The organism is Winogradskyella sp. ABM4_392, from assembly GCF_056160445.1.
The window spans coordinates 1259654-1275228 of record NZ_JBSWXE010000001.1; the positions used below are offsets into that span (position 1 = coordinate 1259654).

15 protein-coding genes and 1 pseudogene are annotated in these 15575 nt (G+C 32.8%); 8 read left to right on the plus strand and 8 right to left on the minus strand.

The window, feature by feature from the left end; all coding sequences use genetic code 11:
- The 4 genes from ACXAFS_RS05580 to ACXAFS_RS05595 all read left to right on the plus strand — a co-directional run bounded on the left by ACXAFS_RS05580 (position 1) and on the right by ACXAFS_RS05595 (position 6600).
- Positions 1–1860, plus strand: a complete 1860-nt coding sequence (locus tag ACXAFS_RS05580; RefSeq protein WP_475305813.1) for an outer membrane protein assembly factor BamB family protein — start codon at positions 1–3, stop codon at positions 1858–1860.
- 122 nt (positions 1861–1982) lie between these two features.
- Positions 1983–3971, plus strand: a complete 1989-nt coding sequence (locus tag ACXAFS_RS05585; RefSeq protein ID WP_475305814.1) for a tetratricopeptide repeat protein — start codon at positions 1983–1985, stop codon at positions 3969–3971.
- Positions 3972–4017: 46 nt separating this feature from the next.
- Positions 4018–5889, plus strand: a complete 1872-nt coding sequence (locus ACXAFS_RS05590) for a tetratricopeptide repeat-containing sensor histidine kinase (protein WP_475305815.1) — start codon at positions 4018–4020, stop codon at positions 5887–5889.
- Between the two features lie 66 nt (positions 5890–5955).
- The gene (locus ACXAFS_RS05595) at positions 5956–6600 is read left to right on the plus strand and encodes a response regulator (protein WP_475305816.1); all 645 of its coding nucleotides are present in this window, start codon (positions 5956–5958) and stop codon (positions 6598–6600) included.
- A 72-nt stretch (positions 6601–6672) separates the two neighbouring features.
- Here ACXAFS_RS05595 and coaD read toward each other — a convergent pair whose 3' ends face one another.
- From coaD to ACXAFS_RS05610, 3 genes are read right to left on the minus strand one after another with little or no spacing between them, the layout of a single operon-like run.
- On the minus strand, positions 6673–7131 hold the full coding sequence (coaD, locus tag ACXAFS_RS05600; protein ID WP_138433170.1) for a pantetheine-phosphate adenylyltransferase: 459 nt from the start codon (positions 7129–7131) through the stop codon (positions 6673–6675).
- Complete coding sequence (locus ACXAFS_RS05605) at positions 7128–7532, minus strand: hypothetical protein (RefSeq protein ID WP_475305817.1); 405 nt, start codon at positions 7530–7532, stop codon at positions 7128–7130. Before ACXAFS_RS05605 ends, coaD begins: the two co-directional genes overlap by 4 nt.
- A 7-nt stretch (positions 7533–7539) precedes the next feature.
- A complete protein-coding gene (locus ACXAFS_RS05610; protein ID WP_475305818.1) occupies positions 7540–8526 on the minus strand; it encodes a D-alanine--D-alanine ligase in 987 nt (328 codons plus the stop codon).
- 151 nt (positions 8527–8677) lie between these two features.
- On the opposite strand from ACXAFS_RS05610, the gene ACXAFS_RS05615 reads away from it, so the two are divergent.
- The 4 genes and pseudogenes from ACXAFS_RS05615 (at position 8678) to ACXAFS_RS05630 (ending at position 11902) form a co-directional block, all read left to right on the plus strand.
- Positions 8678–9229, plus strand: coding sequence for a PASTA domain-containing protein (locus tag ACXAFS_RS05615; RefSeq protein WP_475305819.1), 552 nt, complete (start codon positions 8678–8680; stop codon positions 9227–9229).
- A gap of 2 nt (positions 9230–9231) precedes the next feature.
- On the plus strand, positions 9232–10266 hold the full coding sequence (locus tag ACXAFS_RS05620) for an RluA family pseudouridine synthase (RefSeq protein ID WP_475305820.1): 1035 nt from the start codon (positions 9232–9234) through the stop codon (positions 10264–10266).
- Between the two features lie 197 nt (positions 10267–10463).
- Positions 10464–11222: a peroxide stress protein YaaA gene (gene yaaA, locus ACXAFS_RS05625; protein WP_475305821.1), complete on the plus strand. Its 759-nt coding sequence runs from the start codon at positions 10464–10466 to the stop codon at positions 11220–11222.
- Positions 11222–11902 (plus strand): annotated as a pseudogene (locus ACXAFS_RS05630) (uracil-DNA glycosylase family protein). The gene yaaA and the pseudogene ACXAFS_RS05630 overlap by 1 nt, the downstream one beginning before the upstream one ends.
- 53 nt (positions 11903–11955) lie before the next feature.
- On the opposite strand, the gene ACXAFS_RS05635 reads toward ACXAFS_RS05630, so the two are convergent.
- The 5 genes from ACXAFS_RS05635 to trpB form a co-directional block, all read right to left on the minus strand.
- On the minus strand, positions 11956–12375 hold the full coding sequence (locus ACXAFS_RS05635) for an EF-hand domain-containing protein (RefSeq protein WP_475305822.1): 420 nt from the start codon (positions 12373–12375) through the stop codon (positions 11956–11958).
- An 84-nt stretch (positions 12376–12459) separates the two neighbouring features.
- A complete protein-coding gene (locus ACXAFS_RS05640) occupies positions 12460–12912 on the minus strand; it encodes a tRNA (cytidine(34)-2'-O)-methyltransferase (protein ID WP_475305823.1) in 453 nt (150 codons plus the stop codon).
- Positions 12913–13304: 392 nt separating this feature from the next.
- The gene (locus ACXAFS_RS05645; RefSeq protein WP_475305824.1) at positions 13305–13517 is read right to left on the minus strand and encodes a hypothetical protein; all 213 of its coding nucleotides are present in this window, start codon (positions 13515–13517) and stop codon (positions 13305–13307) included.
- A complete protein-coding gene (trpA, locus tag ACXAFS_RS05650) occupies positions 13514–14278 on the minus strand; it encodes a tryptophan synthase subunit alpha (RefSeq protein ID WP_475305825.1) in 765 nt (254 codons plus the stop codon). The genes ACXAFS_RS05645 and trpA overlap by 4 nt, the downstream gene beginning before the upstream one ends.
- Before the next feature lie 82 nt (positions 14279–14360).
- Positions 14361–15548 carry a tryptophan synthase subunit beta gene (gene trpB, locus ACXAFS_RS05655; protein WP_475305826.1) on the minus strand — a complete coding sequence of 396 codons (1188 nt, stop codon included), beginning with the start codon at positions 15546–15548 and terminating at the stop codon, positions 14361–14363.
- Positions 15549–15575: the final 27 nt, after the last annotated feature.

Here is a 15575-nt window from a genome sequence, read left to right on the forward strand (position 1 = left end):
ATGAAATCGCTATTAACTTCAATCAATAAAGTAATGATGATTGCATTCTTAATGAATGCAATATCATTATTTGCTCAAGAAACTCCAGACCAGAGCTATGATCTTGGAGCAAAAATAAATGATATGACCATTACCCAAGGAGGAACTGTAGTTGTTGCAACTAATGATGGTTTGGTTGGCCTTAAGCCAGGTCAGGAAGGTATGTTATTCAATTTTACAGATTATGGTAAAGTTAAACCAGAAGAGCTAAAATTTGTACCATTATCTCCTTATGTGGTAGTTGGGCAAACTGGTTTTGGAGGTTTGCAAACCAAAAGTGCTGTTATAGACTATATGTCTGGTGAAGTACTATTTAGTACCGAAAAAAATGGTTGGAAAGCTATAGGTATGTCTGAAGTATTAATGCCTTCAAATAAATTGATAGTAAGTGGGCAAAGAAGAGCTAAAGAGAAGTATGCTCAGGCAGTGGCTATTTACGATTTAGGAACTGGAGAACAAATAAGCTTTTACACATTTAAAGGCTCTAGACAAGCTATGGGAGTACCTTTAGTATTATCAGATGGTGTTATTATTCCAACTACTAAGGGACTAATGAAAGTAGATATGAACACAGGAAATGTACTTTGGGAAAATGAAATTAAATACATTGGCTGGATGGTTGCAAGTGAAGATGAAAAAGACATTTATGCTTTTGCTTCTACATCCAATCAAAAAAACACAAAAATCTACAAAATTGGTGCAAACGGGCAACCTATATGGCCAGACGAAAAAAAGGTAAAAGGAAATGTTTCAAATTTTGAAATCCTTCCTCAAGGATTAGCAGTTGTTAGTGATGTGGCAGACTCTGGTAAAAAAGGTTTGGGTAAACTGGCTGCAGCTAAACCAGAATCTAAAATTACACTTCTAAGTGCATCGACAGGTGACGATTTATGGGAAAAAGCACCAAAAACAAAAGGATACGTTCAGCACTTCTACATTATGGAAGATGGTATTCTCTTCGGAATTAGAGAAGGAGGAATTAACAAGATTTCCTATGATGGTCAGACTTTATTTAAAAAGCCATTGAAGACGGGAGAAAACATCTTAACTATGGCACAAACACCTCAAGGTTTAATTTACATTACTTCGGAGGATGCTAATATTGTAAACCTTGAAACTGGTGACCAAGTTTGGTCTAAACCTCTTAAATTTAAAAGAGCAAGTACTGTTAGTTCAGATTTTGATGAAAAGAATAATAGATATCTTATTGCAGCAGATGAAAAACTATTTAGTATCGATGCAGATTCTGGTACTTCAGAAATGTTAGCTGAAGCTGAGTTTGATGGTAAAGAAGATCCGACACAAATAGAAGTTAGAGATGGTGGTATTTTGTTAACGTCTGATCAAAACATGATGGCTTTAGATTGGGATGGTAAAACTAAATGGCATGAGTATCATAGAGCACCAGGAAAAAGTGCATTTGGCGCTATTTTAGCAGGTGCTATGGCAGTAGCTTCAACTGGTTTAGCAATGGATGCTTCTATGCGTGCAGGTGCAAATAGAAATTACCTTGGACAGTATAATCAGTATGGTGCTCAGATGAAACGTACAGCAGATATGTTCTCAGCAATTGGTACAGCATCATTTAATGAGATGGCTAAACGTTTCAAGGCAACTTCGGCAACTAAAGATGCTCAATTTATATTAACAAAGCTAGATGATGGAGTAGGTTTGGTGAAACTTAATAAAGATACTGGTGCTGTTGAAAAAGAAATAGTATTAAAAGATAAAAAACCAGCGTATAAAGTTGACGAGTTTGGTGGTTATTTATATTATAAACCAAACGACAAGACTATATATGCATATGATCTTAAGAAATAAATCTTGTTGTTGAGATTTGTTTTTTGATTAAGCGTAACCAATTATAGTTACGCTTAATCTTCTTAAATTGTACCTTAATCGAATAAAACTTAGCTTACTGATAAAAAAACACTAAATTGAAAATGCTATTAATCAATTTTCTTAAAAAAGCATCAGTAAAAATTTCTGTTAGTCTTAGCAGAGTTTACTTGATGCTTTTTTTATTTACTATATCACTACACTCACAGTCGCCAAGACATATTGCAGATAGTATCATTGAAGCTTCTAAAGTAAAAGGTATAGATTCTGTACTTGTAACAGAAATTGCAAAGGATTTTTTTAAGTATTGTTATTCAAAACCTGAAGTAGCTAGATATATTGCTGATGGTGCAGTTGAGCTGGGAAAAGAAATGAATAGCGAACTGTTAGAATCTAGGTCCTATAATCTCAAAGGTATTTTTTACGATGTAACAGGCAAACCCGATAGTGCATTAGTACTTTACAATAAAAGCGTAAAAATTGCAGAAAAAAATAAAGACTATAACGGAGAAGCTTCAATATTAAACAATATTGGACTTATCTATTGGAATAAAGAAGAACTTCAAAAAGCGATGAATTTCTACATAAAATCGCTTAAGATTTTTGAAAGTCAAAATAATATTAACGGTCAGGCTAGTAATCTTAATAATATTGGATTAATATTAACTGACCTAGATAGGGAAGATGAAGCCATTTCGTACTTTAAGCAAAGTTTAAAAAACTACAAAGAACTAAATAATGCTTATGGTATTGGGTCTAATTATACCAATATTTCAAGGGCATTTTTTTTCTTAGATCGAATAGATTCTTCACTGTATTACAATAAATTAGCCATGAAGACTAAGAAGGCGTCTGGAGATTATAGAGGATTGGGCATTACTTATAACCATGTTGGTGGCGATTATTTTAAGGAAAATCAGTTGGACTCTGCAGCATTCTACCTCAAAAAGGCAGATAGTATTTATACAGCCATTAATGAAAAACGATTAAGACTTACAAATGCCAAAGTTTTGGCTAAGGTATATTTTGATCAAGGCAATTACAACGCCTCTTTAAAACTTAATAAGCTGATTTATGAAGCTTTGGGAGAATCTGAGAACGATACAAAATTTGATGTTACTACTCAAATTGCAGACAATTATCATAAGTTGGGACAATATCAAACCTCAAATAAATATTATATCAAGGCACTCAAATTACAAGATTCTATCTTTGAAGCCAAAAATAAAGTTGCCACACAAGAGGTTTTTGAAAAATATCAATCCGCCGAAAAACAGAAACAAATATTAATACAACGCGCAGAGTTGGCAGAGCAAGATTTAGTAATTCAGAAACGAAACTATCAGCTTTATGGATTGGCGTTTTTAACCTTAATTTTGGGTTTAATAGGCTTTTTATTTTATAACCAGCAAAAGCTAAAAAATCAGCAATTGCAGAAAGAAAATGAGCTTAAAGATGCATTAATAAAAATTGAAACTCAGAATAAGTTACAAGAGCAACGTTTGAGAATTAGTAGAGATTTGCACGATAATATAGGTGCACAACTCACTTTTATTATTTCATCTATAGACAATTTAAAATATGGCTTTGACATTAAAGATAAAAAGCTCACACATAAACTTGAGACGATAAGTGATTTTACATCAGGTACCATTTATGAGTTAAGAGATACCATTTGGGCAATGAACAAAAGTGAAATTACTTTTGAAGACCTGCAAACCAGAATTTCAAATTATATAGACAAGGCACATTTGTATGATGCTAATATTCAGTTTTCATTTAATGTAGACAGCAGTGTAGATACAAGTAAGACCTTCACTTCAGTTGAGGGTATGAATATCCATCGCGTTATCCAAGAAGCTATACACAATAGTTTAAAATATGCTAATGCTTCACAGATTAAAGTTGAAATATCTAAGGTCGTTTCAAACCTAGTTTTCAAAATTTCAGATAATGGTAAAGGTTTCGATGTATCTACAGTTAGAAGAGGAAACGGCCTCACCAATATGGAAAAACGAATTGCAAACATTGGAGGTGAAATTCAAATTATTTCTAAAGAAAATCAGGGGACACAAGTCATTGTTACTGTGTAAAATTAAAATTAGTATCTTGTTAAGGCTATTAACTAACTAAAACCGTATGAGAATACTCGTTTTCTTTCTTGTGTGCACAACATTCTGTTATGGTCAAATCGAAGAAAGTCCTCAGAAACTTAATGATTCTGCAATAAGCATTTATAAGAATGATCCTCAAAAAGCAATTTCAATTTTAGAGAAATCTAAGTCCATTGCAAGAGCAAAAAACCAAATATTTGAAGAAGCTAGAGCTATTAATGGTTTGGGTTTAGTGTATAGGGATTTAGGAGATTTTAATAAAGCTATTGAGCTGTCTAGCCAAGCTATAAAGATGTCTACAGATTCACTTTTGGTGGCAAGTGCCTCTAATAATATTGGAGTATGTAAGAGGCAACTTGGTGAATACGAAGATGCACTTACCCAATATTTAAAAGCACTCGATATATACGATGCACTAAATGAAAAATCAAAGGAAGCCACGGTTACTAACAATATTGGTATGGTATACAGCTATTTAGGTGCTAATGATAAAGCTATAGAATATCACCTAAAAGCCAAAGATGTTTTTGAAGAGTTAAATAATAAAAAAGGCATTTCGGAGGTATATAATAATATTGCCATTATTTATGCTAATGATGGTGATTTACAAAAAGCTCTAGATTATTTTAAGTATTCATTAGCTATTGAAAAAGAATTAGATGATAAAAAAGGTATTGCTGAATCTGTAAACAATGTTGGTGCAGTATTTTACTATCTTCAAGAAATAGATTCTGCCTTAGTATATTTTAAAAAGTCAGCTTCTTTAGAAAAAAAAATTGGTAACTATGCTGGTGTAGGTGCTAGTTATAATAATATGGCTCAGGTTTTAATTGAAAGTAATAGAGCCAGAGAAGCAAAAAGATATATAGATAGTGCATATTATTATGCCACTAAGTATAAAGTAGCGGTTGATATTGAAATGGCATTGCAAAATTACTCTCAGTATTTTGAAGCCATAGATAATAATGATAAGGCTTTGTCGTATTATAAAGAATTTTCAAAAGTTAGAGATAGTATTCTAAATCTTGAGACCAACAGCAAAATAGCTGAGCTAGAAATTGAGTTTCAGACAGAAAAGAAAGAAAAAGAAATTTTATCGCAACGTGCTGACCTTGCAGAAAAAGAACTAGACCTTAGTAAAAAGAACAATTACATTTTAGGTTTAGGTGCACTAGCAGCAGTTTTAGGACTTTTAGGGTATTTGTTTTACAATCAACAAAAACTTAGAAATCGTCAATTACAAAAAGAAAATGAACTTAAAGATGCTTTACTGAAAATAGAAACCCAAAATAAACTGCAAGAGCAAAGGTTAAGGATTAGCAGAGATTTGCACGATAACATTGGTGCGCAGCTAACCTTTATCATTTCGTCCTTGGATAATCTTAAATATGGTTTTAAAATACCAGAAAAACTAGGTAACAAACTCAAAGGAATTAGTGAGTTTACAACGACCACGATTCACGAGTTAAGAGATACAATTTGGGCAATGAATAAGGATAAAATCACTTTTGAGGATTTACAGATTCGGATCTCAAATTTTATAGACCAGGCGAATCTTGCAGCCCAAAACATAAAGTTTAATTTCAATGTAGATGAGTCTGTTGATAATGACATGGCTTTTACTTCTGTAAAGGGAATGAATATTTACAGAATAATACAAGAAGCTATAAATAATGCTGTAAAATATGCAGAAGCATCAGCTATAAATGTCAATATTTCAAAAATTGAAGACAAGATGCTCATTAGTATAAAAGATGATGGAAAGGGCTTTGATAAGGACCAGGTTAACCTTGGTAACGGAATAAATAATATGAAGAAACGAGCTGATGATGTAAAAGCCCAATTGTCAATTCAATCTGATGTTGGACAAGGTACAGTAATATCTTTAGTGGTATAAATACGATAAAATGCGTATAGTATTTAAAAATTAATTTGAGGATATTTAAAATCTAATAGAAATTAAATGATTACAAGAATAGCTATAGTAGATGATAATACTTTTCTCATTAAAGCAGTTGAAGAGAAACTCTCTTTTTTTGAGGATTTGCAAGTAAGATTTACTGCAATGAATGGTAAGGATGTTTTAGGGAAGCTAGAAGAAAATCAGAATATAGATTTAATCTTAATGGATATTGAAATGCCAGTAATGAATGGTATCGAGGCAACATATCAGGTTAAACAGAAATATCCTCACATAAAGATTATTATGCTTACCGTTTTTGATAATGATGAAAACATCTTTAATGCTATAAAAGCAGGAGCAGATGGTTATTTATTAAAGGAGATTAATGCAGGAGATTTGCATTCTGGTATTTTGGAAACTTTAAATGGAGGTGCAGCAATGAATCCTTCTATAGCTTTAAAAACACTAAAACTTCTTAGAAATCCTTTTGTTGAAGAAAAAGAAAAAGAGGAAATAAAATTAACGAGTAGAGAAGTTGATGTTTTAGAACAATTAAGTAAAGGTTTAAGTTATAATGCGGTTGCAGAAAATTTAATTCTTTCAACAGGAACTATTAGAAAGCATATTGAGAATATTTATCGTAAGCTACAAGTTCATAACAAATTAGAAGCTGTACAGAAAGCTAAACGCAATAATATTATTTGACAACAAGCAATAATTGTTATCATCCTGAACTTGAACTTGTTTCAGGATCTCATGACAAGACAAGTTAAATTTTTAAGATTTTACCCTAACACTCTCAGGAACTAAAACTGTATAATCTCCATTATTTCTAATAACATCTCTTACTATTGAAGATGATATGTAAGAGGTCTTAGCAGCTGTTAAAAGAAAAACCGTTTCAATTTTCGAAAGCTTTCTATTAGTATGCGCAATTGCTTTTTCAAACTCAAAATCAGCAGGATTTCTTAGACCTCTTAAAATAAATTTAGCATTTATTTCCTTGCAATAATCTACGGTAAGACCTTCATATGTAGTAACTTTTACCTTTGGTTGGTTTTCAAATGCTTTTTCAATAAAGGCTTTACGTTCTTCTAACGAAAACATATATTTTTTATCAGCATTTATACCAATAGCTACTACAACTTCATCAAAGAGTTTTACACCTCGTTTAATAATATCGTAATGTCCGTTGGTTATTGGGTCAAAAGATCCTGGGAAAAGTGCGCGTTTCATTTTTTTATTTTATCGAATAAAGATACAAAACCATGTAAGGAAACACCAGCAAAAACTAAATATAAGCTGTACCTTGATATAATTCTTTCTATTTGTTGTGCAGGTAATTCAGTAAAGAATGAATAAATCGCCAAGAAAGAAGCTAACAAAATCAATATGGATCCGAATAACTGAGTCCATTTAAAATATTTTTTAGAACTTATTTTGAAATATGCACCTAACGATATGTTTATTAGACCAAATAAAAGAATATATAGGTGACCAGCTCTAAATAATGCTCTTTTCATGAGTTCCATGTCTTTTAGGTGATTATAATTGTGATGCATATACTGACCACTTAGTATAAAAATAATAACAATGATAATACCACCAAAGAGATGTATGTTCTTTAAAAATCTCAAATTTATACTAATGGGTTTTGTTTTTTAATGCTTCTTCAATAGCGTTACTAAACAAATCTTGCATACTTATACCTGCTGCGGCAGCTTGTTGCGGTAAGATACTTTCTTTGGTGAGGCCTGGTACAGTATTAACTTCTAATAAATAAGGTTCATAATCTTTAAAGATAAATTCACTTCGAGAAAAACCTGTCATACCTAAAACCTCATATATTTTCTTGGCTACAGTTTCAACTTTAGTTTTATAATCTTCAGAAATTCTAGCAGGTGTTATTTCTTGAGATTTACCTTCATATTTAGCTTGGTAATCAAAAAAATCATTTTCAGAGACAATTTCTGTGATTGGTAAAACAGTAGTTTCACCTTTATAAGAAATCACACCAACCGATACTTCAGTACCATCTAAAAATTGTTCAATAATGATTTCATCATCTTCTTTAAAGGAATTTTTAATTGCTGCTGTTAACTCTTCTTTTATATACACTTTAGAAACGCCAAAACTACTACCAGCTTTATTGGCTTTTACAAAACAAGGTAAACCAACTTTAGTTACTATAGCATCTTCGTTAATAACGTCTCCAAGGTTAAGGTAATAACTTTCAGCAGTTCTTATTCCGAAAGGTTTTAAGGTTGCAAGCAAGTCACGTTTGTTAAACGTTAAAGCTGCTTGATACATGCTACAGCTAGTTTGAGGTATATTGAGTAGTTTAAAATAGGCTTGCATGTAACCATCTTCGCCAGGCGATCCATGAATGGCATTAAAAACACAATCAAAATTAATTTTACTGCTATTTACCATAACCGAAAAATCATTTTTATCAATTGGGAATTCGTTATCGTTTTCATCAACGTAAACCCATTTGTTTTTAAAAATATGGATGCGATATGCGTTGTACGATTCTTTATCTAAAGTTTCAAAAACAACATTGCCACTCTTTAACGAAATCTGATATTCACTAGAGTAGCCTCCCATAATTATGGCGATATTTTTTTTCATGCTGAAAACCTAAAACTAGGTAATGTTAATTGAACAAGTTGTAATGTAAAAGTATCATTTATTTTCAATAATCTAAACCAAACGAAGCATACGTATATTAATTTTATAACGTTAGATTATTTATTTAGATTTGTCAACAAGATAACAGCCTATGAGTATTGTAAAATTTTTAACCAGTAAAGTGTTTTTTAAGCAATTAGCATTGGCTATTGTTGCAATTGTTGTTTTATGTTTTCTAACCTTAACATCTCTAAAAAGTTGTACTAATCATGGTGAGTTTGTGACAGTGCCAGACTTAAAGGGTAAATCTCTTGAAACTGTTGAAATAGAATTAAATGACAACGATTTAAGAATGGAGATTCAAGATTCTGCCAATTACAATCCTAATTATCCTAAATACTCAGTGATAGAGCAAAACCCTGTAGCAGGTGCTCAGGTAAAGGAGAATAGAAAGATTTATTTAATTCTTAACCCTTCTGGTTACCGAAAAGTTGAGGTGCCAGACATCTTAAAACGTACCTTTAGACAAGCAAAACCTCAGTTAGAAGCTTTAGAGTTTAAAATAGGAAACATTACTTACATTGATAACATCGGAAAAGATGTAGTATTAGGTCTAAAACACAAAGGAAAAACCTTAAAACCGGGTACATTACTGCCTTTAACATCTACAATCGATGTTGTTTTAGGAAACGGAAAACGTTAAATATGGCAGATATCGTAGATATGTCTGAAGCAGAAGACGAGCTTTATGAGCATTATGCTTTTAAGGTAGAAAAAGGACAGCAACCACTTCGTATTGATAAATACCTAATGAATTTTGTTGAAAATGCTACGCGAAACAAAATTCAACAAGCAGCAAAAGACGGCAGTATTTTTGTAAACGGAACACCTGTAAAATCTAATTACAAGGTAAAACCAAACGATCATATTACTGTAAAGTTTGAGCATCCACCACATGAGTATTTGTTGGTTGCAGAGGATATTCCAATCGATATAGTTTATGAAGATGACGAGTTGTTGGTGGTAAACAAACCAGCAGGTATGGTAGTGCATCCTGGTCATGGTAATTACTCTGGTACGTTAATCAATGGATTAATCTATCATTTTGAAAATTTACCAAACAATTCTAGCAACCGTCCTGGTTTAGTACATCGTATAGATAAAGATACAAGCGGACTTTTAGTTGTTGCTAAAACCGAACAAGCTATGGCACATTTATCTAATCAGTTTGCTGAAAAAACCAGTGAACGCGAATATGTGGCTATAGTTTGGGGAAATATTGAAGAAGAAGGAGGAACGGTTGAAGGTAATATTGGTCGTCATCCTAAAAACCGACTTCAAAATACTGTTTATGAAGGTGAGGATGCTTATAAAGGAAAACCAGCAGTAACACATTATAAAGTTTTAGAACGCTTAGGCTATGTAACTTTAGTAAGCTGTAAACTCGAAACAGGTCGAACACACCAAATCCGTGTGCATATGAAGCACATTGGCCATACGCTTTTTAATGACGAGCGTTATGGTGGTGAAAAAATCTTAAAAGGCACAACCTTTACTAAGTATAAGCAGTTTGTAGAAAACGCATTTAAGGTGTTGCCAAGACAAGCGCTACATGCTAAAACTTTAGGATTTGAGCATCCTACAACAGGAGAGTGGTTGAGTTTTTCAACCGAAATACCAGAAGATATGCAGCAATGTATAGAGAAATGGAGAGGCTACGCCAAGCACCAAAGTCAGTAAGAGCGTAAGTTTTTTGTCATTCTGAACTGTCACACTGAGCGCAGTCGAAGTGTTGTTTCAGAATCTCAATAATAACGATAGACATTATTAATATAACTATCAAAAGAAGTTTTTAGTTCCATTTTTAACTGTCTCTTTAAGGTTGTATTTTTGAGTGTTCAATTTTTCCCCTTTGGGGAAATTAAAAGGGGCTTTTTATGAAACTCATACTATCACCAGCAAAATCTTTAGATTACGAAAGCAAATTGCCAACAACAAAAACTTCTGAAGGTTGTTTTTTAGCAGAGGCAGAACGCCTGAATAAATTACTAAAAAAGAAGTCTGCAAAGAGCTTATCTAAGTTAATGCATATTTCTGATAATTTAGGTCAGCTGAATTACGAGCGTAACCAAGAATGGGAATTGCCATTTACAAAAGATAATGCAAGACAAGCCATTTATGCCTTTAATGGTGATGTGTACAGAGGTTTAGACGCTTATACTATTGACACTAAAAAGTTAGATAAGGTCCAGGATACGGTTCGTATAATTTCTGGTTTATATGGTGTTTTAAAACCATTGGATTTAATACAACCCTATCGATTAGAAATGGGAACAAAAATGCCTGTTGGTAAGAATAAAAACCTTTATGAATTTTGGCAAAAGAAAGTTACAAAGGCACTTAATGACGAATTAGGAGAAGACGAACTGTTCTTAAATCTTGCTAGTAACGAGTATTCAAAAGCTGTAGATAAAAAAGCATTAAAAGTACCTGTAATTGATGTTAACTTTAAAGAGTTTAAAGATGGCAAGTATAAAACCATTGCCATTTTTGCAAAATTAGCTCGTGGTTTAATGACGAGGTACATTATAGATACAGATGCAAAAACGCTGGACGACGTAAAAGGCTTTAATTATGAAAACTACGGTTTTAGTGAAGAATTATCTTCTGAAAAAGAGTTGGTGTTTACCAGATAATGTTTCTTCATAAGCATCCATATTCTCCATTTATAAAAGAAGATACTGAAAAATTAATTGTTGGCACCTTACCACCTCCAAGATTTTCTACAGGAGAACTTTTAGAGCAAGATGTTGATTTTTGCTATGGGAGTTATTATAATTCATTGTGGCTGTTTATCGATAAAATTCATAACCTTGATTTTAGATACGACAATTCTGAAGAAGCCATAGCACAACGCAAATAGTTTTTGATTAAAAACAAAATTGGTGTTTGTGATATTGTAGCCTCATGCGAACGCGAAAAAATCGATGCTTCAGATTTTGGAATGAGTAATGTGAAATTGAGAGATCTTGTTGGTTATTTAAAACAGTATCCAAATATTAAAACCATTTTATTTACAGGAGGAAACAGTAAAAATGGACCAGAATATTTCTTTAGAAGGCATTTAAGAGACTATAAGCTAAAACTAGAATTGGTAACTAACGAAGTGCCAAGAATTCATCAATTTCAACTAACTGTCAGGTTGAGCGCAGTCGAAACCTCATTAAGAACTATTAAAACCGTCTCTCTAACTTCTGCTTCAGGAGCAGCAAACATATCCATTAGTAGATTACCACTTTACCGACAATTAAAAACCATAAATCCTGAGTTTAATACCTTTGATTTTAGAGTGATGCAATATTCTGAATTTTTTTAAGTAACCATAAAAAAATCCCCTTGCCATAACAAGAGGATTTTTAAAAGATTCATTTAATGTCTACCGCGTTTATGCTTCGGTCTTTCTTTTTTGTGGTTTTCCACAAAGACTTTGTACTCATCTAAATCTACAGTTCCGTTGCCATCTTTATCCATCTTAGAAAAACGATCTTCAATTCGTTTTTGCTTCATTACTTCTTTCCTGGCTGTAAATTCTTCTTTAGATAAAGAGCCATTAGAATCGGTGTCCAATTCTTTAAAGTGCTCGTTAATATTTTCTTCTTTAACTTCTTTTCGCTGACGCTTGTCTTTAAATTCCTCTAACGATAATGCTCCATCATCATTAGCATCTAATTTTTGAAATAATTCTTCAGAACTTGGTCTGTGTTTACGTTGTCTTTCTTGTGCATCTACAAATGATATAGAGCAAATTGCGAAGACCAATACGCTTAATTTTAATGTTTTTGAAATCATAATTTATGTGTTTTAATTAATGAACACTACTATGACTTCATAGTTTGAAAAGCGTTTAATTAGAATGTCGATTTTGTGATATTTTTAACGTAATTGTCTCAAGCCTTCATAAACTATAATACTCACAGCATTAGCAAGATTGAGACTTCTAATATTCTCGCTAAACATTGGTATTTTAAAAAGATCTTCTTTTCGTGCTTCAATTAGAGTTTTTGGTAAGCCAACCGATTCTTTACCAAAAACAAGGAACATATCATCTGCAAATTGAATATCCCAATGCGATTTGGTGCCATGACTGCTCAAAAAAGCCATCTTTTTATCAGCGTTTTTTTTGAAGAATTCTTCTTTGCTTTCGTAATATATAACTTCAAGATGTTGCCAATAATCAAGTCCAGCACGTTTTAGACGTTTGTCATCAATTTCAAAACCAAAAGGTTTTATTAAGTGTAATCGAGAACCTGTGGCCAATGCTAAACGACCAATGTTGCCTGTATTGTTTGGTATTTCGGGTTCTATCAGGACAATGTTAAGTGGCATTGTTTTTCTTTTTTAAATATTTCATTCCCTTTAAAATACCATAGGATATAAAATGGCATAAAATAGAATAATAGATTATTATATGAATTTCTTTGGACAGGTTTGGGTATAAGTTTCTTTCATCATACCCATTACTATTCCATACTGCAAATGAAATGTAAAAGATTAGTATCGAAATTACCACATAAAGTATTTCATGAATTTTGAATTTGAATTGTCGTTCAAAAAATAGTAAAATCAAAACCATCATTAAGGATGGAAAACTATATACAGTAATAATGATAAACAAAAATAAAAAGGATTCGATATTGTAATATTTAACCACATATATTAGTGTGAAAATTAGCACATATAAGATGCCAAATACCAAAACATCAATATCCTTTTTCATCCTATTTAAAAATTTTGACTAGGATTAATCTTATTAGTAATAAAAACGGAAATCCATGGAGCAATACATCAAAATAATCCATTGCAGTCATACCAACAGCACCACCTGCTAACCATCTCACCTTACCAACAATATGTGGTTCAGGAAAAAAAGGTGCTAAACCAAGAGTTAAACATAATAGAATAACAAGTTTCCAGTCGTTTAGTATTTTCATGACAATATATTTTTTACAAATTCGTCAATTGTATCTATCCCATTTTTGGTAAGGTGTTTTATAAAAGCACTACCAATAATAGCACCTTTGGTATGAGTTGTAGCTTGTGTAAATGTGTCGTTGTTTGAAATTCCGAATCCAACAATTTGCGGATTAGTTAAGTTCATTTTTGCAATACGATCAAAATAATTCGTTTGCGCTTCTCCAAAACCAGATTGTGCTCCTGTTGTACTCGTAGAACTTACCATATAAATAAATCCGTTTGAAATAGAATCGATATATCTAATGCGTTCTTCTGAAGTTTGAGGCGTGATTAAAAACACATTGATAAGTCCATATTTTTCAAACGTAGCTTTGTATTCTTCGTCATAGACATCTGCAGGTAAATCCGGAAGAATTAGTCCGTCGATACCGATCTCTTGGCACTTTTTACAAAAAGCTTCCACACCATATTGTAACACAGGATTAAAATAGCCCATAATTATTAATGGAATTGAAACCGATTTCCGAATATCCTTAAGCTGATCGAATAGTTTTTCGGTAGTCATACCATTTTTTAGTGCAGCTGTTGAACTGGCTTGTATGGTTGGTCCATCAGCAAGTGGATCACTAAACGGTAAACCAATTTCAATCATGTCTACACCATTTTGTTCTAAATTTTGAATAATAGAAACCGTGTCATCAATATTTGGGTAACCTGCTGTAAAGTATATAGACAGTAGCTTTTTGTCTTCGTTTAGTTTTTGGTTTATTCTGTTCATTTTATGCCTGCGAAAGCAGGTATCTTTTTAATTAAACTCTAACTTCAATTCATAAGATGCTGAATCTAGTTCAGCATTCGGACTAAAGTCCGAAATAATCAATATAATTCTGTAAATCTTTGTCTCCACGACCAGATAAACTAATCACAACAATATCTTCTGGTTTAAAGGTCTTGTGTTTAAATACAGCTAAAGCGTGGCTTGTTTCTATTGCAGGTATAATGCCTTCTAATTTTGTTAATTCTAATCCAGCTTGCATGGCTTCATCATCTGTTGCAGAATAGAATTCACCACGACCAGATTTATATAAATGCGAATGTAATGGACCAACACCAGGATAATCTAATCCTGCAGAAATTGAGTAGGGCTCAGTAATTTGACCATCATCAGTTTGCATTAACAAGGTTTTGCAACCATGAATTATACCTTCTTTACCCAATGCAGAAGTCGCTGCGCTTTCACCAGAGTGAATGCCTTTACCTGCAGCTTCAACAGCAATAATACCAACGTTTTCATCGTCTAAAAAGTGGTAATACGTTCCTGCAGCATTACTACCACCACCAATGCAAGCCACAACATAATCAGGTTTTTCTTTACCTTCTTTTTCTTTGAGTTGCCATTTTATTTCTTCTGAAATTACAGACTGAAATCGTGTTACCATATCAGGATAAGGATGAGGACCAATAGCTGAGCCAATAATGTAATGTGTGTCAACTGGATTATTAATCCAATCTCTAATGGCTTCGTTTGTGGCATCTTTAAGCGTTCTACTTCCTGATAATGCAGGTCTTACTTCTGCACCTAACATTTTCATTCGAGCTACGTTTGGTGCTTGTCTGGCAATGTCAATCTCACCCATGTAAACGATGCATTCCATTCCCATTAGTGCACAAACGGTAGCTGTGGCAACTCCGTGTTGTCCTGCTCCAGTTTCGGCAATAATTCTGTTTTTGCCTAAACGTTTAGCCATAAGAATTTGTCCAATGGTATTATTGACTTTATGCGCACCAGTATGATTGAGGTCTTCACGTTTTAAATACACCTTGGTATTATACTTTTCAGAAAGGCGTTTGGCAAAATAGAGTGGAGAAGGACGACCAACATAATCCCTAAGTAATTGATTAAATTCTTCTTGAAAAGACGATTCTGCCATCACTTTTAGATAGTTTTGACGTAGTTCTTCTACATTAGGGTAGAGCATTTCTGGTATAAAGGCACCACCAAATTCGCCGTAGTAGCCTTTGTCGTTGATGTTGTACGTGTTTTTCATAGTCTTATTCCTGCGAAGGCAGGAATC

Bases quoted from the DNA above. Each gene is read 5' to 3' on its own strand.
- ACXAFS_RS05620 (WP_475305820.1), top strand. From the start codon at position 9,232: ATGGCAGATATCGTAGATATGTCTGAAGCAGAAGACGAGCTTTATGAG.
- ACXAFS_RS05615 (WP_475305819.1), top strand. From the start codon at position 8,678: ATGAGTATTGTAAAATTTTTAACCAGTAAAGTGTTTTTTAAGCAATTA.
- ACXAFS_RS05585 (WP_475305814.1), top strand. From the start codon at position 1,983: ATGCTATTAATCAATTTTCTTAAAAAAGCATCAGTAAAAATTTCTGTT.
- yaaA (WP_475305821.1), top strand. From the start codon at position 10,464: ATGAAACTCATACTATCACCAGCAAAATCTTTAGATTACGAAAGCAAA.
- ACXAFS_RS05635 (WP_475305822.1), bottom strand. From the start codon at position 12,375: ATGATTTCAAAAACATTAAAATTAAGCGTATTGGTCTTCGCAATTTGC.
- coaD (WP_138433170.1), bottom strand. From the start codon at position 7,131: ATGAAACGCGCACTTTTCCCAGGATCTTTTGACCCAATAACCAACGGA.
- trpA (WP_475305825.1), bottom strand. From the start codon at position 14,278: ATGAACAGAATAAACCAAAAACTAAACGAAGACAAAAAGCTACTGTCT.
- ACXAFS_RS05645 (WP_475305824.1), bottom strand. From the start codon at position 13,517: ATGAAAATACTAAACGACTGGAAACTTGTTATTCTATTATGTTTAACT.
- ACXAFS_RS05590 (WP_475305815.1), top strand. From the start codon at position 4,018: ATGAGAATACTCGTTTTCTTTCTTGTGTGCACAACATTCTGTTATGGT.
- ACXAFS_RS05610 (WP_475305818.1), bottom strand. From the start codon at position 8,526: ATGAAAAAAAATATCGCCATAATTATGGGAGGCTACTCTAGTGAATAT.
- ACXAFS_RS05595 (WP_475305816.1), top strand. From the start codon at position 5,956: ATGATTACAAGAATAGCTATAGTAGATGATAATACTTTTCTCATTAAA.
- trpB (WP_475305826.1), bottom strand. From the start codon at position 15,548: ATGAAAAACACGTACAACATCAACGACAAAGGCTACTACGGCGAATTT.
- ACXAFS_RS05580 (WP_475305813.1), top strand. From the start codon at position 1: ATGAAATCGCTATTAACTTCAATCAATAAAGTAATGATGATTGCATTC.
- ACXAFS_RS05640 (WP_475305823.1), bottom strand. From the start codon at position 12,912: ATGCCACTTAACATTGTCCTGATAGAACCCGAAATACCAAACAATACA.